18 protein-coding genes and 1 pseudogene are annotated in these 22333 nt (G+C 44.2%); 4 read left to right on the forward strand and 15 right to left on the reverse strand.

Translation table 11 applies throughout. From position 1 onward, the window contains the following. Positions 1-27 precede the first annotated feature (27 nt). A pseudogene (locus O3620_RS03570) lies at positions 28-1173 on the forward strand (low temperature requirement protein A). A gap of 114 nt (positions 1174-1287) precedes the next feature. Here O3620_RS03570 and leuS read toward each other — a convergent pair. Next, positions 1288-3789: a leucine--tRNA ligase gene (gene leuS / locus O3620_RS03575; protein ID WP_124764432.1), complete on the reverse strand. Its 2502-nt coding sequence runs from the start codon at positions 3787-3789 to the stop codon at positions 1288-1290. A gap of 164 nt (positions 3790-3953) precedes the next feature. Here leuS and O3620_RS03580 point away from each other — a divergent pair, with 164 nt between their 5' ends. Further along, positions 3954-4517 (forward strand): isoprenylcysteine carboxylmethyltransferase family protein, encoded by a 564-nt coding sequence (locus tag O3620_RS03580; RefSeq protein ID WP_371601444.1) that lies wholly within the window; start codon positions 3954-3956, stop codon positions 4515-4517. A gap of 67 nt (positions 4518-4584) precedes the next feature. Here O3620_RS03580 and O3620_RS03585 read toward each other — a convergent pair whose 3' ends face one another. The 9 genes from O3620_RS03585 to O3620_RS03625 form a co-directional block, all read right to left on the reverse strand. Further along, the gene (locus tag O3620_RS03585) at positions 4585-5679 is read right to left on the reverse strand and encodes a glycerol dehydrogenase (protein WP_002898501.1); all 1095 of its coding nucleotides are present in this window, start codon (positions 5677-5679) and stop codon (positions 4585-4587) included. Positions 5680-5724: 45 nt separating this feature from the next. Then, a complete protein-coding gene (locus tag O3620_RS03590) occupies positions 5725-6393 on the reverse strand; it encodes a fructose-6-phosphate aldolase (protein WP_002901586.1) in 669 nt (222 codons plus the stop codon). Between the two features lie 14 nt (positions 6394-6407). Then, entirely contained in the window at positions 6408-8849 is a 2442-nt protein-coding gene (locus O3620_RS03595) for a glycyl radical protein (protein WP_371601447.1), read from the reverse strand. Positions 8850-9017: 168 nt separating this feature from the next. Continuing rightward, positions 9018-10319, reverse strand: coding sequence for a PTS sugar transporter subunit IIC (locus O3620_RS03600; protein ID WP_002896657.1), 1302 nt, complete (start codon positions 10317-10319; stop codon positions 9018-9020). Between the two features lie 17 nt (positions 10320-10336). Further along, positions 10337-10648, reverse strand: a complete 312-nt coding sequence (locus O3620_RS03605) for a PTS sugar transporter subunit IIB (protein ID WP_002896658.1) — start codon at positions 10646-10648, stop codon at positions 10337-10339. Positions 10649-10668: 20 nt separating this feature from the next. Continuing rightward, positions 10669-10992 carry a PTS lactose/cellobiose transporter subunit IIA gene (locus tag O3620_RS03610; protein WP_002896659.1) on the reverse strand — a complete coding sequence of 108 codons (324 nt, stop codon included), beginning with the start codon at positions 10990-10992 and terminating at the stop codon, positions 10669-10671. Positions 10993-11323: 331 nt separating this feature from the next. After that, positions 11324-11815, reverse strand: a complete 492-nt coding sequence (locus O3620_RS03615; RefSeq protein ID WP_002918199.1) for a hypothetical protein — start codon at positions 11813-11815, stop codon at positions 11324-11326. 101 nt (positions 11816-11916) lie between these two features. Then, entirely contained in the window at positions 11917-12888 is a 972-nt protein-coding gene (locus O3620_RS03620) for a sugar-binding transcriptional regulator (RefSeq protein ID WP_002901592.1), read from the reverse strand. Positions 12889-12904: 16 nt separating this feature from the next. Continuing rightward, entirely contained in the window at positions 12905-13648 is a 744-nt protein-coding gene (locus tag O3620_RS03625) for a DeoR/GlpR family DNA-binding transcription regulator (protein WP_002901593.1), read from the reverse strand. A gap of 124 nt (positions 13649-13772) precedes the next feature. Between O3620_RS03625 and O3620_RS03630 the strand changes: the two genes are divergently transcribed. After that, on the forward strand, positions 13773-14549 hold the full coding sequence (locus tag O3620_RS03630; protein ID WP_002901594.1) for a glycyl-radical enzyme activating protein: 777 nt from the start codon (positions 13773-13775) through the stop codon (positions 14547-14549). A gap of 70 nt (positions 14550-14619) precedes the next feature. Here the strand turns inward: O3620_RS03630 and O3620_RS03635 are convergent, their stop codons facing one another. After that, positions 14620-15489, reverse strand: coding sequence for a glycosyltransferase family 2 protein (locus tag O3620_RS03635; RefSeq protein ID WP_371601449.1), 870 nt, complete (start codon positions 15487-15489; stop codon positions 14620-14622). 210 nt (positions 15490-15699) lie between these two features. Here O3620_RS03635 and O3620_RS03640 point away from each other — a divergent pair, with 210 nt between their 5' ends. Then, a complete protein-coding gene (locus O3620_RS03640; protein ID WP_061602616.1) occupies positions 15700-16671 on the forward strand; it encodes a nuclease-related domain-containing protein in 972 nt (323 codons plus the stop codon). A 48-nt stretch (positions 16672-16719) separates the two neighbouring features. Here O3620_RS03640 and O3620_RS03645 read toward each other — a convergent pair whose 3' ends face one another. From O3620_RS03645 to O3620_RS03660, 4 genes are all read right to left on the reverse strand, one after another. Beyond that, on the reverse strand, positions 16720-18135 hold the full coding sequence (locus tag O3620_RS03645) for an LPXTG cell wall anchor domain-containing protein (protein ID WP_061602617.1): 1416 nt from the start codon (positions 18133-18135) through the stop codon (positions 16720-16722). Between the two features lie 118 nt (positions 18136-18253). After that, complete coding sequence (locus O3620_RS03650; protein ID WP_002919785.1) at positions 18254-19183, reverse strand: aldo/keto reductase family oxidoreductase; 930 nt, start codon at positions 19181-19183, stop codon at positions 18254-18256. Between the two features lie 9 nt (positions 19184-19192). Beyond that, positions 19193-20971 (reverse strand): beta-galactosidase family protein, encoded by a 1779-nt coding sequence (locus tag O3620_RS03655; protein WP_002919787.1) that lies wholly within the window; start codon positions 20969-20971, stop codon positions 19193-19195. After that, positions 20972-22333, reverse strand: a complete 1362-nt coding sequence (locus O3620_RS03660) for a PTS sugar transporter subunit IIC (RefSeq protein WP_002919789.1) — start codon at positions 22331-22333, stop codon at positions 20972-20974.

Here is a 22333-nt window from a genome sequence, read left to right on the forward strand (position 1 = left end):
TTAGAAATTTCTATGAAAGGTCTTCTTATGTCAAATCTTATCAAACACAAACGGGTGGAATTTAGTGAGCTTTTTTATGACTTGGTTTTTGTCTACGCGATTTCCAAAACGACTGCCCTCATTCATCACCTTCACCATGGGGTTCTATCTCTAGATGCTATCTTTGGCTTCCTTATGACACTTCTGGTTCTGGTCAATTGTTGGATGATTCAGACCGTCTATACTAATCGCTATGGGAAAAATTCTCTTTTTAATATGGTCGTCATGTTCGTCAATATGGCCATGCTGCTCTTGATATCAAACATGATTACTAATGACTGGCAGTCCTATTTCCATGCCTTCTGCTGGACGATTGGGACACTGACCTTGACCTTATTTTCCCAATATCTGGTTGAATATCTTCGAAAATCTACCACGCCGGCCAATCGTAAAAGCATCAAGGGGTTTCTTTGGATGACTGGTCTCAGAACTGTCCTGGTCTACCTAGCTGCTCTCTTACCAATTCATCTTGGGATTCATGTCTACATGACTGGGATTCTCCTAACCTTTATCATGCCCGTCCTATTGACTTGAAAAGTTTCCCATTTTCAAATCAATCTGCCCCATCTCATCGAACGCATTTCACTGCTGGTCATTATTACCTTTGGTGAGATGATTATGGGTCTAGCAGATTTCTTTACACTGGAACATTTTTCCATTCATTCTATCCTATACTTTATCATCATGGTCAACCTCTTTATGAACTATTTCGGTCAGTTTGACCATGCCATTGATGAGAAAGGGGAGAATAAAGGAATTTTCCTAATTTATAGCCACTATCCGATTTTCATCGGCTTGATTATGATCACTGTGTCTATGAGTTTCTTGGTAAACCCTGAAGCCCATCACCTCTTTGCGACTAGCTTCTTCTATGCTGGTATCGGACTCTTCCAATCTGCGGTCTTGTCAAATGGTCGCTTCAACAAGAGTTACCTCCGCTATAACAAGTTCTTTTATGGGTTCCAAGCAGGAATCTTCCTTGTCGGACTAATTCTTTCCCTTCTTTTCTCAGCCTATCCAACTGTTGTCATTTCCATCGCAACCTTGATGACCTTAGCAATGGAAATTCATTTTACTCATTTTTATATGGCACAGACCAAGAAATTCTCAACACCTAATTGGGAATTGTTCTAACAAAAGACCTTGAGAAAATTTACTCAAGGTCTTCTTTGTATTTGATAACAATAGCATTTTATTGTCTGATGCAGACTTGATTGAAATCTCCTGCAAATGCAATAAACAAACTAATTATTTCACAACGATATTAACAAGTTTATTTGGTACGCTAATGACTTTTACAACTTCTTTGTCGGCGATTTCAGACTTGATTTTTTCATCTGACAGAGCGATTTCCTGCAGTTCCTCACGGCTCAAGTCCTTAGTTACGACTAGCTTAGCACGAACTTTACCCTTGATTTGAACAACGATTTCGACCTCTGCTTCGACCAGTTTGCTTTCGTCATAAGTTGGCCAAGTTACATAGGAAATGCTCTCGCCAGTTTGAGCGACTGCCTGCCAGAGTTCTTCAGCCAAGTGCGGTGCAAAAGGCGCCAGCAATTGGATAAAGCCTTTGGCATATTCGACATAGAGCTTTTCTTCCTTGTTGGCTACATTGACAAAGATCATGAGGTGGGCAATGGCTGTGTTAAACTTGAGCTCCTCAATCTGCTCTGTGACAGACTTGACCGTTTCATGGTAGACCTTGTCCAAAGCTCCGCTATTTTCAGTGACCAGCTCCTTAGAGTTAAGGAGACGATAAACCCGATCAAGGAACTTACGGCTGCCTTCTAACCCTTCTTCGCTCCAAGCGATAGATGCATCCAGCGGCCCCATGAACATTTCATAGACACGAAGGGTATCAGCACCGTATTGCTCTACTACATCGTCTGGGTTGACTACATTCTTCAGAGACTTAGACATCTTAGCAGGCGCTTGCTCCAGTTCTTCTCCAGTTTCGATATTGAAGAAAGAACCATCGCGTTTTTCCACCTTGTCAGTTGCCACAAGTGCTCCACGGTGATCACGGTAGCTAGTCCCCAAAATCATCCCTTGGTTAAAGAGTTTTTGGAAAGGCTCTTTGGTAGGTACCACTCCGATATCATAGAGGAATTTATGCCAGAAGCGAGCGTAGAGGAGGTGGAGCACAGCGTGCTCTGCGCCACCGATGTAAATATCGACTGGCAGCCAAGCCTTGAGCAGTTCTTCGTCTGCTAATTTCTCATTGTTGTGCGGGTCAATGTAACGCAGGTAATACCAGCTGGAACCAGCCCATTGAGGCATGGTGTTGGTTTCGCGGCGTCCTTTGACACCATCTTCCCGAGTCACTTCCAGCCAGTCAGTCAGATTGGCCAGAGGGCTTTCACCGGTACCAGAAGGGCGGATATCCTTGGTTACAGGCAGGACAAGTGGAAGTTCATTTTCAGGGACAGCCGTTGAGGTCCCATCTTCCCAATGAATGATTGGAATCGGCTCACCCCAGTAGCGTTGACGGCTAAAGAGCCAGTCGCGCAGGCGATAGGTGACTTTTTCATTTCCGACACCTTCCGCTTCCAGCCAAGCAACCATCTTTTCGATAGCGGCAGCCTTGTCCAAGCCATCTAGGAAGCCAGAGTTAATATGCGGACCGTCTTCTGTGTAAGCAGCATTAGCAACATTGCCACCCTCTAGAACCGGAATAATCTCCAAGTTAAACTGCTTAGCAAACTCCCAGTCGCGCTCGTCATGCGCAGGAACGGCCATGATGGCACCGGTTCCGTAGCTTGCAAGCACATAGTCGGCAATCCAGATGGGGATTTCCTTGCCGTTGACAGGATTGATGGCATAAGCTCCTGTCCAGACACCGGTCTTCTCCTTAGCCAAATCAGTCCGAGCTAGGTCGGATTTGAGGCTGGCTGAATGTTTGTAGTCTGCTACTGCTTGGGCTTGTTCTGCACTTGTAATGGCATCAACGAGAGCATGCTCTGGAGCCAAAACAGCATAGGTCGCACCAAAAAGGGTGTCCGGACGAGTCGTAAAGACAGTGAAGTCCTTGTCTGTATCCTTAATCTTGAAGGTTACATTGGCACCGGTTGACTTGCCGATCCAGTTGCGCTGCATATCCTTGATAGACTCTGGCCAGTCCAGTTCCTCCAAGTCATTGAGCAAACGTTCTGCATAGGCTGTGATTTTCAGCATCCACTGACGCATAGGCTTTCGGACAACTGGATAACCACCGCGCTCAGATGTTCCGTCTGGCAGGACTTCCTCATTGGCGATAGCCGTTCCTAGCTCTTCAACCCAGTTTACTGGCACTTCAGCTTCATAAGCCAGGTCTTTTTCGTAAAGCTTGGTGAAAATCCACTGGGTCCACTTGTAGTAGTTAGGGTCAGTTGTATTAATCTCCCGGTCCCAGTCATAGGAGAAGCCAAGAGCGTTGATTTGACGCTTAAAGTTGGCAATATTTTCCGCTGTAAAGTCAGCCGGGTCATTGCCTGTATCCATGGCGTATTGCTCAGCAGGCAGACCAAAGGCATCCCAGCCCATAGGATGCAGGACGTTATAGCCCTGAGCCCGCTTGTAGCGGCTGAGGATATCTGTTGCCGTGTAGCCCTCCGGATGCCCTACATGGAGCCCCGCTCCTGATGGGTAAGGAAACATGTCCAGCGCATAAAAGTTAGGCTTGGCCTTGTCCGTACCTGTCTTAAATGTATGGTGCTCTGCCCAATATTTCTGCCACTTGGGTTCGATTTCTTTGTGATTATAATAAGCCATTCTTTTCTCCATTTTTTGTACTGTTTCTATTATACCATTTTCAAGGGATTTTGAAAGACGGAATCCAGTTTTCACTGACAAAAACTATAACTCATCTCTAAAGCGTTAGTCTCTGATTGACCTCTAAAATTAAAAGTTGTATAATTCTGGCCGGAGGAATAATCATGAATTTACAAACTGTTTTCATTTATATTTTCTTTGTTATTTTTATTAGCACAGAAATGTGGATTAAAAATAAAACTAAGTCAAACAATGTAAACGACTCTGCAGATAAAGGGAGCCGCTACATCATTATCGGCAGTGTTATCTGCTGCTTATTTTTGATAAACGGACAATTTCTCGACTTTGTCCCCCACTTACCCAGCCTCACTATCTATCTTGGAATTCTCATCTCCCTAGCAGGGTTCGCATTGCGAATCTATGCAGTCAATTATCTCGGAAAAAACTTCACACTGGCCGTTCAGACAACCGATAGTCAACAATTAGTAGACCATGGTCCTTATGCTATTGTGAGAAATCCTGCTTATACTGGCAGTATCTTGTCTATCCTTGGTCTATCGATTACATCACTAAATCCTCTGACAATCATTATCAGTCTTATTTTACTGGTGGTAGGATATAGCATTCGACTTAGAGTAGAAGAAAAAGCTTTAGGCAATCACTTTGGGAAAAATTACGAAGCTTATTGCCAAAAGGTTAGATACCGAGTTTTTCCTTATATCTGGTAATCTCATTAAAAAACAAGCCGCCTCGTCAGCCTTATGGTTGAAAGGTGGCTTGTTTTATATTTTGCTTTTATTTATCCAAATCCCTGACATATTGGTCAACCGCTAGGATGGCACCTGCAATGTCAGAAGCTGAAATCTCAAATGGCATCTGATGAATGGTTTCGCCCTCAATCGTCGCTTGCTGACCAACTTTGAGCAAATCTTCATAGCTGGCATTTTCTAAATGCATTTCTTTCAGAGTTGTCGGCATACCAATCTTTTGATAGAAGCGAATATATTTTTCCAATTCTTCTTTAGGTCGGTTTTCTAATAAGAGCTGGGTCAAAGTTCCATAGGCAACTTTTTCGCCGTGGGTCAAGTGATGAATATCGCCTGTAAGAGCTGTAAAGCCGTTGTGGATAGCATGGGCTGCCGCTAAACCGCCGCTCTCAAAGCCGACGCCGCTGAGAAGGGTATTGGCTTCAATGATATTTTCCAGAGCTGGAGTTACAACTTTTGCTTCACAGGCTGCGATAGCCTGCAGGCCATCTGCAAACAGGGTTTCTTCACACTTCTTCGCAATTGCTACACCAGCTAAGCTCTGTCTTTGTCCCAGCATGGTAGTGCCATTTTTCTGCTGAACAGCACGCGCCTCTACCCAAGTCGCCAAACCATCTGCAATCCCAGAAGCTAGAAGTCGTTTTGGCGCTCCAGCAATCACTTTCGTATCCACCAAGACTAGTTCGGGGTTTTTACTATAGAAAATGTACTTTTCAAAGGCTCCATCTTCTGTATAGATAACAGAAAGTGCTGAAGTTGGGGCATCTGTAGAGGCAATGGTTGGCGCAATGACCACAGGACGTCCTAGTATGTCTGCAATCGCCTTCGCACTGTCAATCGTTTTCCCACCGCCTAGACCAATAACTAAGTCTGCTCCGTCTTTTTCAGCCAAAGCAACGACCCGATCTATTTCAGCGTCAGAAGCTTCTCCGTTAAAAGCGACATGCAGCACATGAAAGCCATAACGAGTAAGGTAGTCATTGAACTTTTCCCCAACAATCTGGTAAACCATATCATCACAAAGCAAGACTGGATGGCTGCCTAACTGAAGAATCTGTTTTGCATTTTCAAACAGAGCATTTTCTCCCTGAATATAACGAGACGGACTTGCAAAAATTCTCATAGAACACCTCTTTCTTTTTTATAGATAGAGCATTATATATGCCTTTCAAATGTATTCCTGATTGTGAATTGCTGACCAGTCAGCAGCAAAGTCATCTACTGCCTTAGCGATAGACGGCATGGCAAAGGCTGCTGCAAAGACATCTGGTCCAGCTGTAATGGCTTGGGCCCCATCAGCAAAAGCACGATTGATTTGGCCAACATTCTTAAAGGAAGCTGCCAATATTTTGCTGGCGGAATGATCCCGCTCAATCGCCTGAGCCAACTGGCTGATGACAGCATCTGAATCAATATTGAGATTTTCCATGCGGTTATAGTAAGGAGCAAGGTAATCAGCCCCTGCTTCAATAGCTAATAGACCTTGAAAGGTTGTATAAATGGCTGTTGCTGTAATCTTGTAACCTTCTGCTTTAAGAGTTTTGATAGCTGCCAGCCCAGCCGGTGTTACCGGAACTTTAATATAGACAGCATCGCCGCATTTTTTTCGAATTTCAGCAGCATCTTTCAAGATTCCCTCGTAATCCTTGGCAACAACCTGCACATGGATAGTTAGACCTTCTCCTATGATTTCCCGAACAGCGCGAATCCGTTCAAAGAAATCTATTTTTCCTTCTTTTTTTGCGATGGTCGGATTGGAAGTCACTCCCGCCAAAGGGAGGACTTCCGACCATTTTTTTATCTCCTCTAAATTTAAGGTATCAAGCATGAATTCCATAAATTGGACCTCTTTTACAATGTGTGCTCCGTACGTCCAATAATATCATCTTGCGTCGCCTTGGAAAGCACATTGAAGAAAGCAGAGTAGCCTGCAACACGAACAATCAAATCGCGGTGTTTTTCAGGATGCTTCTGAGCATCAATCAATGTTTCCCGAGAAACGACATTGTATTGGATATGATAGCCATGCAGACGGTTAAAGAATGTACGAAGCAAGGCAATAAGTTTCACTTTATCTTCTTCCTTAGACAGGGTCTGAGGATTGACTTTTTGATTGAGCAGAACACCACCTACGATTTCGTCTGTCGGTAATTTGGAAACAGATTTCAATACGGAGGTTGGGCCGTTCTTGTCCATATTGTGGGATGGAGAGCAGCCTTCAGCGAGCGGTGTTCCGGCATTGCGGCCATCTGGTGTCGCCAAGGTACCGCGACCTTGACCTACATTGGCTGAAATAGAAGACGTTCCAGAGTAGCGGATACCGCCAATTGGACCGCGGCCATAACGGGTATTTGGATATTTAGCGATTTCATCCACATAAATATCATAAGCATCTGTCACTAGCTTATCTGCGTAATCATCATCATTACCATATTTTGGTGCATCATGAATCAGCATCTCTTGAATTTCTTTACCACGCTCACCTGCATAGTCCGTTTCAAGTGCATGCCAGAGTTCAGCCGGAGTCAGCCTGCCTTCCTCAAAGACCAGCTTTTTGATAGCTGCCAATGAGTCTGATAGATTGGCAATACCGACTTGAAGACCGGAAATATAGTCATAGACAGCTCCGCCCTCTTTCAAATGCTTACCGCGTCCGATACAGTCATCTGTCAAAGCTGAGCAGAGGATATCCGGCACTTCTCTTTCAAGAGACAGGTCGATAGAATTTTCCACGATGACACTCATGCGGGTCAAGTGGCGCAAGGTCTTGTCCCAAGCCGTTTGCAGCTCAGCAAAGCTCTTCATATCTTTAAAATGACCGAAGCTTGGTGCAAAGCGCTTACCAGATGCCGGATCAATTCCATCGTTCATAGTGATGAGGAGCACCTTAGGGAAGTTCATGTAGCTCATACCTGTACAACGGTAGCCCCATTTACCAGGCACAGCAGTTTCCACACAGCCGATAGCACTGTAGTCGTAAGCATCTTCTTCCAAAACGCCTTTTGCGATAAAGGACGGAATGATGATTTCATCATTATTGAAGGCCGGCATACCGAAACCAAGCTTCATGACTTCGATACACTCATTCATAAAGCGAGCATCTAAGCCTGCATGATAACGAACAGTCAGATTCGGCTGAGGAAGATGAGTTTGAGCTACAGATTTCAAGACAAGGTAGGAAAGCGGGTTGACTGCATCTCTCTTATCTCTCGTTTGGCCACCGATTGTCACATTTTGATAAAGGGGACTGCCCGCAGATGAGAATGTGTGGGCCTGGCTGCGCACTTTATTAATGGTAATCGTCTTAATCCAAAGATTGGTTAAGCGTTCCACAATACTAGCCTCTGTCTCACGTCCAGCTTCCAAATCTGCCTTGACATAAGGATACATGTACTGGTCAAAGCGTCCATAAGAGAGTGAATGTCCGTTGGACTCAATCTGAAGGATACACTGGATAAACCAAACAGACTGAACAGCTTCAGCAAAGGTTGATGCTGGCTCGTACGGCACTTTAGAACAGATTCTAGCGATTTCTAAGAGCTCCTGACGGCGCTTAGGCTCTGCTTTTTCAGCCAGCTGATTGGCCAAAGCAACAAAACGCTCCGCATAAGCTTTCACAGCATCTACTACGATGAAAATGGAATCATAGAAGTGGTATTTGTCAAGACTAGCCGGATCGGTCAAATCCAAGGATTCCTTAGCTGCGCGAGCTTTTTCTTCAAAACCTTTCAGTCCATAGGCCAAGAGTTTTTGATAGTTGACCGCCAAGTGGGCGTCCCCAGAGTTCATCTTTCCTTCCATGCCAAAGAAGCCAGTTTCCATATAAACCTGAACTTCTTCTGGAAGTAGAGCCCCTGCTCGAGCACGGAGGTTATTGTTTTCCCAGAAAGGAGCAATACTGCGGAGCTGCTCTTTGGTTTCCTCTGTGATGTAGAAGACGTCTCCGTCCCGCTTCTCAAAAAGATCTAGTTCATTGAGTACAAACTCTAAAGTGTACTCTGGGAAAATAGGCGCATCTTTATTAGATGAAGCCTGATTGCCGACAATCATCGTTTCATCTTCGATATAAAGCGTCATATTTTCCAAAATCTCTTTGAGCATGTAAGCACGTTTCAACACATTTGGTTTTTCCTTATGCTTATCATAAGCCTTGGTAGCTAAGACAGCGCGCTCTGCATCAATATAGGGCTTTTTATTTAAAACATCTTCCCGATACTTATCCATCCGCTCTGTTAAGCTGCCAAAATAGGCTGTTTTTATTGTTGTTTTTTCTACTTCTTTTACTTGGATCATTTGGCCACAACCTTTCTTATGAAATTTAATTTATTTCTTTCGTAACTATTGTAACATGCAAAATCTTAGAATTCAATCATTTATAGGCGATTACTGAATTAAAGATTTTTTGCACATTTGTGCCATCTGAGCCAAGAAACTTTTGTGTTTTTATCCATCAAAATCAGATTATTCTTCATTTTTCAATTCGTTATTGTAGGCAATCTTATCCTGAAACTTCACAAATGGGAAATAGACAAAGGCAGACATAGCTAGAATGACAATTTGAATGACTGCCCCTTGCCAGCCAGCGACCATAAAGCCAGAAATGATAGCCGGCGTACTCCAAGGCAAAGTCACACCTGCGAATGGTTGCATAAAGCCAACCGCAATAGCCATGTAGACAATCAAAGCAGCCAAAACTGGCACCAAAACGAAGGGCAGGAACATGACCGGATTCATCACAATCGGAAAGCCAAAGACAACTGGCTCATTGACATTAAAGATTGCCGGAAAAGCAGCAACTTTCCCCAGAGCCTTATACTGCTTAGACTTGGCAGCAAAGAGCATGGCCACGACTACTCCGAAAGTGATACCGGATCCCGATAAGATAAGAAAACTATCCAAAAATTGCTGGGTCACAATATGAGCGCCTTGGCTGACAGACAGCTTATCTGCAGCAAGCAGGGCCTTATTAGCATCTAGATTTGACAGCAACAAGGCTGTTACGACACCATTGACAACAGACTGCCCATGGACGCCGAACCACCACAGGAAAGAAATAAAGAAAGCAATACCGATAGCTCCATACAGAGAGCCTGTCAGACCTTGCAGAGGCACCTGAATGACATCGTAAATCATCTCAATAAAGGTACCGCCACCTGTCACTATCTTGGCAATAATATAAACAAGCATTGACAGCAAGAAAATAACGAAAGCAGGAATCATGGCTTCAAACTGCTTGGCAATCGCTTGAGGAACCTGCTCTGGCATTTTGATGACAATATGCTTTTGAATGAAAATCGTATAGATACTGCCAACTGCCAGACCAATGAGAATGGCTCCAATGATTCCTTGTCCGCCAAACCAGACCTTGGCAATCGCATCTGCAATCGCCTCACCCTTTTCTGGTATGTAGGAGGATTTCAAAAGGATAAAGAAAGAAGAAAGAGACAGCACCCCTGCCGGCAGAGGCTCTACACCGCTGTTCTTGGCATAAGAATAGCCGATTGAAAAACAAGAAATCAGCCCCATAATGGCAAAGGTTCCTGAATAAACCTGCATAAACGGTTCTGTCCAGTCAGCCCCAAACACACCAGCAATGGCTTGATTTAGACCTTCAAACGGCAATTGCCCTACAATCAAGAATAGACTTCCCACAACTGTAAGAGGCAAAATTGCCAACATACCGTCTTTTAAGGCGATAATCCCGCGCATATTGACAAACTTCATAATCGGCGCAATGATTTTTTGAGTATCCACTTTAGACATAACGAAGCTCCTTGATTTTAATGTTTATCCAACAAACTCAAAGCGAGGTTTAACACTTTTTCGCCATCTAGCATACCGTAATCAGCCATCGGAATAACTGCAATCGGAGTATGGCAGCTGTCGCAAATAGCTGTAGATTTGTCCAGAGTATAAGCTACCTGCGGGCCCAATAAAGCGACATCCAGATCCGCTGCATAATCAGCCAACTTAGCCTGAGAGTAGGCTTCAATCTCAGCTTCCAGCCCTTTTTCAGCTGCAGCTATTTTCATATTGTTGACCAACATTCCTGTTGAAAAACCTGCCGCGCAAAACAAACCAATCTTAACCATCTTTTCATCCTCCTGATGATTTATTTTTCCCCTTGTAATTCTCTTCTCAAGTCGATGATTTCTTTGATGAGGTTAATCTCTGTAATGCTAGTCATCAAATGATCTTGAGAATGAACAAACAGCGCTGTAATCTCTGTTTTCGTTCCTCCAGCTTCCTGAGCTAGGAACTTGGTCTGCAAGTTATGGGCCTCTAACAGCGCCTTATCTGCCAGCTCAATCTGCTCATCGCATTCTGAAAACTTACCATCTTTAGCTAGTGATAAAGCTTGATAAATATGCTGCTTGGCATCACCAGCGTCTAAGATAAGACCCATGATAATTTGATCTGCTACAATCATTTCCATATGTTACAATCGCTCCTATCTTTATGATTAACAAAAACTTGTTCTTTTGTTTGAAAGTGATTTATTTTTGTTTGTAACTAGAATGTATCACCTTTATCTCAGTCCGTCAATATATTATAGAACAAATTAGCTTATTTAAATTATTTTGCACATTTGTGCAGAATAAAAACTCCCCCCATAAAAGACAGTTCTGTACAGCTTTATGCAACTGCGAATCAAAGGCACTCTATTAGATAAGAACGATAAGCAGATTCGACACAAAAAAAGAAGCAGCAGCTATTCGCTTCTACTTATTCATATATGCTATTTTAAAAAACCAAAACTTATCTTTTTAAACGGCTTTCTCAATTTCCTTTGCTATTTTACTTTTCCGCAATTTCCTCTGGAAGATGTATTTCAATAAAACGGCAGGATTCAGACTGTAGGATAATTGCCATTTAAAATAATTAATCCACTCGATGACAACAAAAAACCAAATTGCTAAAGAGATGATGAATGTGGAAAAATCACTGGAATTAAAAATGATTATCAGGGCTCCCACACCCAGCAAAATAAGGTCTAAGATCTTTAGTACCTTATAAATCTTGCCTGTATATCTTTCAGCAAATCCTGGATTGGAAATCCTTTTTATCAAAATCAACCAAAAAACAGAGCCCTGTATCAGAATAAAACTCAGTACAAACAAGGAGAAAGAAATAGAAATCAAAGCTCTAGTAGTAAGAATCCATTTTTTGAGCAGGAAAAAATTCATCCAAAATACTAGCACAGCGACTAGCTCCCCTGTGGCTAAACTAGTCAATTTTTGTTTCATAAGCTTTTTCAAATCAACAATCCACCTCCATACATAGCTGCAAATCCACTATTAAAAAATAGGATTCCTAAATTTAGTTTTGGAAATCTCTTGCACCTGAGATGCCGCTACTATCAAGAAGTGAAGAAACTCCTATCTCCATCCAAGTCAAGCATTTTTAGAATCGTCGCTTCATCCGTAACCAAATGATTGACATAGCCAGCTCGCAACACCGCTAAGATAGCAGCAGATTTTTGACTGCCATAGGCAAAGGCCAGACTAAGCGGCACCTTTTTCAAATTTTCCAAAGAGATGGCAATCGTTCGATTTTGCAAATGCTGGTAGACCATATCCCCTTTTTTATTAAAGAAGCGACAGCAGATTTCTCCGACAGCATCCTGACTCTCTAGAGCAAGAAAATCCTCTGAAGTCAGCATGTCCAGCCATTGACGATTTCTCGTGTCAACCTGCCCGCCAATACCAACCACAGCCACATCTAGCTCCTGCCAGCTGCTTTTTAGATCTTCAAAATATTTAGAATCTAAAATTCCATTTGCTAGTTGCTCATCTTCCTGAATAATCGTGGAATTCATAAAACGGCAGTCCCCATGGTATTTTCCAGCCATGCTATAGATGAGGGTGTTCACATGGTAGCGTGCATGGATATGACTGGGACCACCTGCCAAAGGAAAGAAATGAACATTTGTCAAATGCTTGCTGCTGGAGTGCTCTACTAAAAGGCTCAAGCTCTTTCCCCAAGAAAATCCCACTTTATCATTGTCTTTAATCAGGCCGCGCAGCATACCTGCAGCAGCTTGAGCCAACCTCTCTTCCAAGTCTGCTGGAGATTCATCTACTAAGTTACTGACAATTTCGATTCCCTTGAGCCCGTATTTTTCTTTTACATAGTTTTCCAAATGGAACAAGCGGGTATCAAAGTCTTCAATCTCAATCTTTACAATGCCCTCTTTTTTCGCTTCTGCCAGCATTCGGCTGATAGTGGTACGATAAATCCCTGTCTCAGCCGCAATATCAGACTGGCTTCTTTCTTCGATATAGTAGAGATAAGCGATTTTTGCCAATAGTTTTTTTCTTTCATTTTTCATCTTATCTCCTTCTCTGCTAGATCAGAGTCAGCTTGATATCGGCAGCTTTCAAGCGCTCAACAGCCTCTTTCGGAATCGCCTTGTCAGTCACCACTTGAGCAATCTGCTTGAAGCCGAATCTCTTAACTATTCCTTTTCTGGTAAACTTACTTGAGTCCGTCAAGACAATCATCTGGTCAGATGCCTCTGACATATACTGCACAACCTCACTCCGCATCAAATCCTTGCCTGTAAAGCCTAGATTTTCATCATAGCCATCTGTTCCGACAAAAGCATGTTCTACGTGGAAAAACCGAATCATTTCCTTGAGAAGAGGCCCTACTGTCACCTGCGAATCTTTCTGAAATTCTCCGCCCAGTAAGATAATTTTACAAGAATCAGTTTGTTTTATATAATCCGCAATAAAATAAGAATTGGTAATAATCTTGACATTCTTCTTCGTTTGGCAGATTTCCTCAGCTAGTAAGGCACAGGTCGAACCTGATTCGATCATAATGGTTTCATTATCCTGAACAATTTTTGCTGCTTCCTGGGCAATTCGGCGCTTGGTATCATAATGAAAGGAAAGCCTGACATTCAGATCATCGCCGCTATTTAAAACAGCATAGCCATGCTCTCTGCGCAACAGACCTTTGGTTTCCAGCTTATCCAAGTCTTTGCGAATCGTTACTTTGGACACTTTTAAGCGGTCAGACAAAGTATTGACATCGATTCGTTCAAATTCAGATACTAATTTAACAATTTCATCTAAACGTTCCATTCTTTCACCTCTGCTATTATTGTAACAAAAGACGCCTTAAAAATAAAATAAAAATAACTTTCATTCGTAATTGTTTTTCTTTCTAAAATAAGTTATAATAATTGTATCCAAAGGAGGCCTGAGTATGGAAACAACAAAAGGAATTATTTTCAACATCCAACATTTCAGTATTCATGATGGACCAGGGATTCGTACAACGGTTTTCCTCAAGGGCTGTCCTCTGCGCTGCCCTTGGTGCTCTAACCCAGAATCACAGCAATTCAGACCCGAGCCTATGCTGGATGCTACTACCAAAAAAAGCATCACTATGGGGGAGGAAAGAAGTGTCGAGGAGATTATCAACGAAGTCCTAAAGGACAGAGATTTTTATGAAGAATCTGGCGGTGGCCTAACCTTATCTGGCGGAGAGATTTTCGCCCAGTTTGAATTTGCCAAGGCCATTCTCAAAGCGGCTAAGGAAAAAGGGATTCATACCGCTATTGAAACAACTGCCTTTGTAGAACATGAAAAATTCGTGGATCTCATCCAGTACGTTGATTTCATCTATACCGATCTGAAACATTATAACTCTGTCAACCACCGCAAGGTGACTGGAGTAAAAAACGAATTAATTGTTCAGAATATCCACTACGCCTTTACTCATCAAAAGACGATTGTTCTCCGCATTCCTGTCATTCCAGATTTTAACGACTCCTTAGAAGATGCAGAGCGGTTTGCGACTTTGTTTAATGAACTATCCATCGATCAAGTCCAGCTGCTGCCTTTCCATCAATTTGGCGAAAATAAATACAAATTACTCGGCCGAAAGTATGCCATGGAAGATGTCAAGGCCTTGCACCCTGAAGACTTATTTGAATACCAAGATGTCTTTTTGAAGCATGACATTAATTGTTATTTTTAGTCTTTAATTTTCAAACGCCAAAAAACAAGCCACGCTTTCAGCCCTGCGGTTGAAAGGTGGCTTGTTTTATTTATTCTCCAAATAGTTTGAGTTTGCTTTCAATTTCCTGATAGACCAAACTGGACTGCATACCGACAGCTGCAGCGCTGTCGCGACAATACTGGAGCAGGAAAGTGTAGTATTTGTAGTAGAAGCTCAGGTCATAGCCCAGCTTACCCAAAATGGCTAGCTGCTCCTCAAAACCTACAATCAAGTCTCGGAACCACTGCTCATTCCAAGTCATGGAGATGCTATTTGGCCGCAAGCGATAGTAATAGAGCGGTTCATTGAGGTAGATAATCTTCTCTGACTGAAGGTACAGCTTATAAGTTGTGAAGGCATCTTCGGCCACTCGGCCGACTGGATAGTGCACTGTATCAAAGAGCTCACGCTTATAGAGCTTAGCCCAGGCACAGAGAAAGACACCGTCTACCATGCGACGTCTAGGGTACTCCTCGATTATCTCTTCTCGCGTATAGAGGGTTTCAAAATGCTCTGTCGAATAGTAGAGGAAGGCTGAATCCTCTGCACGAAAGCTACAGTGGTGACCAATGGCAATATCCGCATCGTACTCCTTGAGCTTTTCATAGAGGCGGGCAACATGCTGCTCAGGCAGCCAGTCATCCGAATCCACAAAAATCAAATAGTCTGCACTAGAGTGCTCAATCCCTGTGTTGCGGGCACCGGACAAGCCTTGATTTTCCTGATGAATAAGACGAATCCTCGCATCCTGATCAGCCAGCTCTTGGCAAATCTGACCAGAAGCATCTGTTGAACCATCATTGACTAGAATAATTTCCAAATTTTGATAGGTCTGACGACAGACGCTGTTCACACATTCTGCTAAATACTGCTCAACATTGTAAACAGGGATGATAACACTGATTAATTCCTGAGACATGATAACTCCTATTCTTTTTCTGTCTTTTTATTATACATGATTTTTTAGGTTTGTGAGGTGTTTTTGGAAAATAAGTTTTTAAAGGGTGGTTTCCGTTTTTTAGACACATTTACAACCATTGTTTAATTATCTTGTTTTTACACTTATAAAAATCTTCCGCCCTTTATTTTGTGCTATACTCGAATTAGGGATTTTAAGGGAGATTAGGAAATGTTTGGATTCTTTTTCGTCGCATTTGTGGCTGTCTTTGGCATCGTCTTTTTTATCAGTTATAAGCTACTCGAAGACAGGGAAGATACGGACTCGGATTGGTCGTCCAGCCAAAGCCCAGAGCCTGACTATTTCCAGCAAACCCAGACTGCCCCTTGGGAACTCAAATATAACAAGGGAAAACAAGGAGAGTACCAGCTTGGTCAGGTCCTGAACCAGCTCTATGGCTATAAAAAGATTTTGTACAATCTCTATATCTTCAAAGAAGATGGCACTACCACTGAGATTGATGCCCTGCTGATTCATCCATCTGGAATTTACATTTTTGAGTCAAAAAACTACAAGGGCTGGATCTTCGGCTCAGAAAATCAGCAATACTGGACTCAGGTTCTTTCCGGAGGCCGTGGAAAATCTTACAAGCATTCTTTTTTCAATCCCATTATTCAAAATAAAGTCCATCTCAAATGGCTCAGCTACTATCTCAACCAATACACGCCAAATCTATATTCCTATATCGTCTTTGGCAATGACTGTCAGCTTAAGGAAATCCATCTAAACAGTGACAGGCATAAAGTTATTCAGACCTGGCAAGTGATTGGGGCAATCAACCAGCAGGCCTGCCAAAGTCCAGTCTGCCTGTCGCCCGAGCAGATTGACGACCTCTATCGTATGCTCCTGCCCCTGACCAAGCGAAAGCAGGTCATCAAAGAGCGCCATATTAATAGCATTGCTCAGAATAAACAGCGTAGAGAAGCAGAAAAGATCTGTCCTCGCTGCCAGCATGGATTGGTGCTCCGCACAGCAGCCAAAGGTTCTAAGGCTGGTCAGAAATTTTGGGGCTGCTCCAACTTCCCAAGATGCCGCTTTACTCAAAAATACCAAGAGCCTGTCTGCAGTCCGCCCGCTGCGCAAGCACCTAACCTTGGACAGCCTGCCGTGCAAAACCTAAACCAAACACAAAGCAACAGCTAGAATCTGCTGTTGCTTTTTTGTAGATTATTTTCCCTCTAGCTTGCAAAACTAAGATTTTTTCTTCAGGCCAAGGAAGCCAGCTCCCAGTCCTAAGAGCCCGAGTCCAAGCAGATTGGTCAATAGACTGCTTTGGCTGCCGGTCTTAGGCAGTTGTTTGGAAGAAGCTTGTTGAAGAGTTGACTCTTGAGACGCTTCTTGAGGATCCGTCTGGCCGCTTGTTTTGTAGGTCAGATTTTCTGCTTGGCTACTCTTTGGATCAGGGCTTGCAGGAGTTTGCTGCTGGGCTTGATTTTGAGAGGCCTGCTCCATATCGGCCAACGGCACGACGCTCTTCATAAACTCATCTTGTGAAATGGCCCTTTCTTCAACTGCATCTTGAATACCAGTGAGGCTGACAAAATAGTAACGAGCCCAATCCTTGGTCAGTCGCTGAATACCAGCTAGACCAGCTCCTGGATACCAGAGCGGCTTACTCACTTCTTCAGCAAACTTCCAGTCACCACCAACTTGAATACCAAGCTTGGCATCAGGGTCAGATTTTTCAGAAATACGAGCTTCTACGGAAACTAAAACAGCCCGAATGTTTTGAGGATTCGGAATATCACGGGCTTGATCAGAGCCCCAGTGGGCAACCCGATCCTGCTTAGGTAATACCTCAATAGCTGTTCCACCGCCAGCCAAGGCTTCCTGCCGGGCATCTTCTACATAGCTGGACATATTGCCCTTGAATTGAGCAACCCATTGAACTCCTTGAGGGTGATCCACAATTTTCTCCCAAACATTGGAGTCCTTCCGGAGCACGAAAGCCTGCATGTTACGAATATCCGCCCAAGCATTGCTGGCCTTATTGTCCGTCATTTCCATCACAACGCCCCAAGGATCAAATTCATTCATCCATTTGCCGCGTTCCTTGTCAAAGACAGCCTGTGCTTCTTCGTCAGTCATCCCTTCGCCTTTATAAGCAAGGTAGTACCAATCAGCCGCTGGGTCATATGTCGGACGGCCGCCTAACACGACGGCTCCGCCATTAAATTGGCCAGGACCGCCATTAGGACCGCGTTTTTGACGCTCCCCATTTTCTTCAACGACATTTTCCTCCGACCAAACCCAGACATCCCCTTGATTGGCTCCCATCTGAGCAATGGCGCGCTGCTTCTGCTCATCGGACATGACCTGATTGGCTGGCAACTCGCTAGCGGCTGTAGCCGATTCGACCTGATTTGCAGGAGCTGCTTGGGGTTCAGCCACAGCTGGATTTTCAGCCTCAGGACTTGCTTGCGGTGCTGGAGAAGCCGGCGTTTCAGCCACTGCGGCAGGGGCAGGCGCAACATCTTCTGCTTCAACTCTTGAGACAGCTGTAAAAGCTGCTAAGGACAAGAGGGAAGCACATAGCAGCAAGCCGCTCCCATACTTGGCAGCAGAAGCAGATTTTGCTAGTCCTTGCCAAGAAAACTTATTATTCATATCATTCTCCTTTCATAAGGTGCAGAGTCTAGCTTAATCAATGAAATATGCAGACCGATTCGCTGGTCTTAGGCTTCATTGATTCTGAATAACAAATAATCTCCCTGCAAAAACAAGTTTAGGGCAGAGGATTCCCTGCGCTCTTGTATATCTTATACCAGTCAGCCCGAGAGAGCTCAATATCAAAAGCAGCCACCATTGAGCGAATTCGCTGCGGATTCATGGAGCCAACAATCGGCTGCATTTGTGCTGGATGACGCAAAATCCAGGCGAGAACTAAGGCTTCAAAAGAAACTTGATAGTCTGACGCAAAGGCATGCAGAGTTTCTGTAAGCTGAGTATATTTAGGATGCTCCATAAAAAGTCCCTGGTTCAAGTCAACCTGAAATGGTGACCAAGGCTGAATCGTGATATGATGCAATCGACAATAGTCCAGCACACTACCGTCCCGAACGATTGCTAAAGGATTGAGCATATTGGCATTGAGCCCAGCATCCAGCATCGGAGTGTGAGCTGGACCAAACTGCAGTTGGTTGGCAATCAAGGGCTGCTCCACACTCTTTTGCAGCAGCTCAATTTGATAAGGATTTTGATTGCTGACTCCGAAATAGCGGACCTTCCCAGCTTGGTGCAGACGTGAGAAAGCTTCAGCCACCTCTTCCGGCTCTACAAGAGCATCTGGCCGGTGCAGGAGGAGCACATCCAGATAGTCTGTCTGCAAACGCTCCAAGCTGCCTTCAACCGAGCTGATAATATAATCCTTAGAAAAGTCAAAATGGTAGTTGGTGTGAACATCCCGCAGTCCGCACTTGGACTGGATGAGAACTCGATCCCGGGGAATCTTAGCCGAGCGAAGAGCCTGTGCAAACTTTGCTTCAGACTGGCCGCCAGCATAAACATCTGAGTGGTCAAAGAAATTAATTCCCACTTCTAATGCTGTTTCAAGAACGGAAACGACCTCTTTTGGAGCATGCTCTGCCAGACGCATGCAGCCCAAAACCAGCTGACTAGCTCCTTCCAGTTCATTTCCGACTGTCATATATTTCATCGCAACACCTCATTTCTTATAGACTGGATGGTCAAGCAAGGTCAACTCTTCAATCTTGACATTTTCAGTTTCAAAGACGATAAATTCATTCTTTTCCTTGAGCAAGCCAGACGGCACATATAGATAGTGAATCGGCCCTTCATTCCAGTAGCGGCCTAGGTTGAAGCCATTGACCGAAATACAGCCCTTCCCGTACTTAGAGCAGTCGATGAAGGTATCAGCGATATCATTCAACTTCGCTTCAAAGCGATAGAAGGTCGGTGCTTTGACTTTTTCCGGTGGATCTGAGTAGCAGTCTAACTTGGCCAGCATTTCCTGGTCAAACTTAAGCGCATAATGCTTCCAGCCCTTGCGGAACTGGTGGTTAATCATGATACCCCCCTTGACTCCCTTGGATTGACTAGGTGCGCCCAGCTTGTAACCATAGTTGACTCGCCCCATATTTTCCACCAGCACATCAATCTGAATCCGCTCGGTATCAGCTGAGAAGAGCATCTCATCACCGATTTCTTCCCGATACTGGGTAGCTAGGTGCTCCTGATTGACATAGAAATGACAGCGGTCATGAGTCTCCAAGGCCTTGAGCCTTTCCTCATGGTATTGATTTTTGATATCGGAACGGTAGAGGATATAGCCATGATTCTGCCCAATCTGCTCCATAGGCTGCGGATAATCCAGCAGAATTTCCTCTGTGATGTCCGCTGCAACATCCAGCAGGTTTGCAGTCCCAAGCAGCGGAAAACTGCCATAGGCCTTGGCCTGTCGGCTAATCGGCTCCATCTGCTTAAGCTCTGGAAAGACCTCGTGTGTCACCCGCTGAACAGCGTAGTATTTCTCGGTTGGCTGCCCCCACTCAGTAATGGGTGCGTCAAAATCATAGGAGGTAATCTGTGGCAAATCCTTGGTCTTGCGTGCCGAACAGCCGCTGATAAAACCAAAATTGGTCCCACCTCTCAATAGGAAGAGGTTCATGCTGCCCAGCTGCAGCATTTCTTTGACATCCTGGGCCAAATCTTCTGCCTCTCGCCGAACGATTTCCTCGCTCCAGCGGCTAAACCAGCCGTCCCAAAACTCAGTACACATAAGAGGCCATTTCTTGCCATAGCGCTCCATGAAAGCTCGTAGATTGTCTGTATTTTCTTTGGGTTGGGAGCCAAAATTCCCCGTCACAAAAATATCATCCTCAATCAAAGTTCCAGACTCCAAAGCCTCTATCCATGTCCCGTCAGAGGTAAAGAGGGGAACCGTAACGCCACGTACCTTCATCATCTGTGCAATGCTGCGCATGTAGGCCTTGTCCTCGGCATAAGACCCGTATTCATTTTCCACCTGCATCATGAGGATAGGACCGCCTTGATCACTCTGATAGGGCAGAAGCTTGGGAAAGAGCCAGTCATAAAAATGACTGACCTTTTCCAGAAAAAGCGGATGATTGACCCGCAGGCGCATCGAAGGATATCTCAAGAGCCAAGCCGGCAGGCCGCCAAAGTCAAACTCTGCACAGATATAAGGCGTCGGACGGACAATGAGATAAAGCCCCATCTCCTCAACCAACTTGAAGTATGCTTCAAAATCCAGCATGCCCTCTGCCTGAAACTGACCTTCTTGAGGCTCATGCAATGCCCAAGGAATATAGGTTTCTACCGTATTAAAGCCTAGAGCTTTGAGATTGTAAAGGGTATCTCGCCACTGGTCTGGATGAAGCCGGAAATACTGGATAGCCCCCGATAAAATCTTAAAAGGCTTGCCATCCAGGTAAAATTCTTCTTTAATTTCAAATTTTGCCATTTATCCAAGCTCCTCCTGTTTATCTGCCATCTTGACAAAGGGCAGATATATAGCGGTCGAAATAGCGATATTAACCAGCGAAAGAATAATTGCCCGCCAGTCGAAGGCTGTCGCAAAGAAACCGTAGAGAATCGGCGGCATTACCCAAGTAACGTTTTGAGTAACCGGCGCAACCAAGCCCATAGAGGTTGCAAAGTAGGCTACTGTTACCATGACCATTGGCGTCAGGACGTATGGAATAAACATAATTGGATTCAAAACGATTGGCAGGCCGTACATGACTGGCTCACCGATGTTGAAGACCATTGGGAAAATTCCTAACTTGGCCACTTCGCGATAGTGCTTGTTCCGAGATTGCCAGAGAATGGCAATGGCAACCCCAATCGCATCAAACCAGACAAAAGCACCGAAAGAATTATCCGTCCACATATAAGGAATCGCATGCCCAGCCTGATAAGCTTCTAGATTAGCCAGCATGGTCACACCAAAGAGACTGGCCATGACTGGTGCCAGCACATTACCGCCGTGCAGGCCGAAGAACCAGAAAATCTTATTGAGAAAGACAATGAGCAGTACAGCCCAGAAGCTTTGAGACAAGCTGAGAAGCGGTGCCTGAAGAATCTTATAAATCCAGTCAATCAACAGCTCGCCTGTCACCAGATTAAAGAGGTAGGTTGCAATCCCCACGACATACATGGCAATCGCAGCCGGAATGATAGACAGGAAGGGCTTCATGATAGCTGGCGGAACAGAATCTGGAAGTTTAATCGTCCAGTTACGATTCATGACCTTACAAAAGATGATAACAGATACAAAACCAATCAGAATAGCAGTAAAGTAACCACGCGCACTAATCTGGTCACCGGGAATGACACTGTTAATCGTCACAGACAAGTTACTGCCGTCAAGTTTTAGCTCTGGAAGTTTTGAAATCGCCTTGCTCAGCCCTGGTGTTTTGCCAGCCAACTCAAAGGTTTTAGTAACTGATCCACCAATGGTAATGATATAGGAAGCAACAGCTACCAGACCAGCAGACACCTTATCAGTATTGTAAATCTTAGCGATATTGACCCCGAAGGTAAAGAGGAACAAGAGAGTAACGATAGGAATACTGCCCTTAAATACCAGCCAGTTAATATCAATCAGCCACTGGAAGGTAGAGGAAATCCAGGTCCAGCCGAACTGTCCTGGCAAGTCAGATAGAAAGGCATTTACCATGAGGGCGAAAGAGCCCGTCATAATCACAGGTAAGGTCCCGATAAAGGAATCCCGGAGGGCAACCAGAAATTTTTGGTTGCCGATTTTATTGGCAATAGGCATGAGACGCGCTTGCCATTTATCAACCAAACTACTCATCTGCAT

This window comes from Streptococcus sp. 27098_8_134 (assembly GCF_041431675.1).
GTDB lineage: Bacteria > Bacillota > Bacilli > Lactobacillales > Streptococcaceae > Streptococcus > Streptococcus sanguinis_R.

Bases quoted from the DNA above. Each gene is read 5' to 3' on its own strand.
- leuS (WP_124764432.1), bottom strand. From the start codon at position 3,789: ATGGCTTATTATAATCACAAAGAAATCGAACCCAAGTGGCAGAAATAT.
- O3620_RS03580 (WP_371601444.1), top strand. From the start codon at position 3,954: ATGAATTTACAAACTGTTTTCATTTATATTTTCTTTGTTATTTTTATT.
- O3620_RS03585 (WP_002898501.1), bottom strand. From the start codon at position 5,679: ATGAGAATTTTTGCAAGTCCGTCTCGTTATATTCAGGGAGAAAATGCT.
- O3620_RS03590 (WP_002901586.1), bottom strand. From the start codon at position 6,393: ATGGAATTCATGCTTGATACCTTAAATTTAGAGGAGATAAAAAAATGG.
- O3620_RS03595 (WP_371601447.1), bottom strand. From the start codon at position 8,849: ATGATCCAAGTAAAAGAAGTAGAAAAAACAACAATAAAAACAGCCTAT.
- O3620_RS03600 (WP_002896657.1), bottom strand. From the start codon at position 10,319: ATGTCTAAAGTGGATACTCAAAAAATCATTGCGCCGATTATGAAGTTT.
- O3620_RS03605 (WP_002896658.1), bottom strand. From the start codon at position 10,648: ATGGTTAAGATTGGTTTGTTTTGCGCGGCAGGTTTTTCAACAGGAATG.
- O3620_RS03610 (WP_002896659.1), bottom strand. From the start codon at position 10,992: ATGGAAATGATTGTAGCAGATCAAATTATCATGGGTCTTATCTTAGAC.
- O3620_RS03620 (WP_002901592.1), bottom strand. From the start codon at position 12,888: ATGAAAAATGAAAGAAAAAAACTATTGGCAAAAATCGCTTATCTCTAC.
- O3620_RS03625 (WP_002901593.1), bottom strand. From the start codon at position 13,648: ATGGAACGTTTAGATGAAATTGTTAAATTAGTATCTGAATTTGAACGA.
- O3620_RS03630 (WP_002901594.1), top strand. From the start codon at position 13,773: ATGGAAACAACAAAAGGAATTATTTTCAACATCCAACATTTCAGTATT.
- O3620_RS03635 (WP_371601449.1), bottom strand. From the start codon at position 15,489: ATGTCTCAGGAATTAATCAGTGTTATCATCCCTGTTTACAATGTTGAG.
- O3620_RS03640 (WP_061602616.1), top strand. From the start codon at position 15,700: ATGTTTGGATTCTTTTTCGTCGCATTTGTGGCTGTCTTTGGCATCGTC.
- O3620_RS03645 (WP_061602617.1), bottom strand. From the start codon at position 18,135: ATGAATAATAAGTTTTCTTGGCAAGGACTAGCAAAATCTGCTTCTGCT.
- O3620_RS03650 (WP_002919785.1), bottom strand. From the start codon at position 19,183: ATGAAATATATGACAGTCGGAAATGAACTGGAAGGAGCTAGTCAGCTG.
- O3620_RS03655 (WP_002919787.1), bottom strand. From the start codon at position 20,971: ATGGCAAAATTTGAAATTAAAGAAGAATTTTACCTGGATGGCAAGCCT.
- O3620_RS03660 (WP_002919789.1), bottom strand. From the start codon at position 22,333: ATGCAGATGAGTAGTTTGGTTGATAAATGGCAAGCGCGTCTCATGCCT.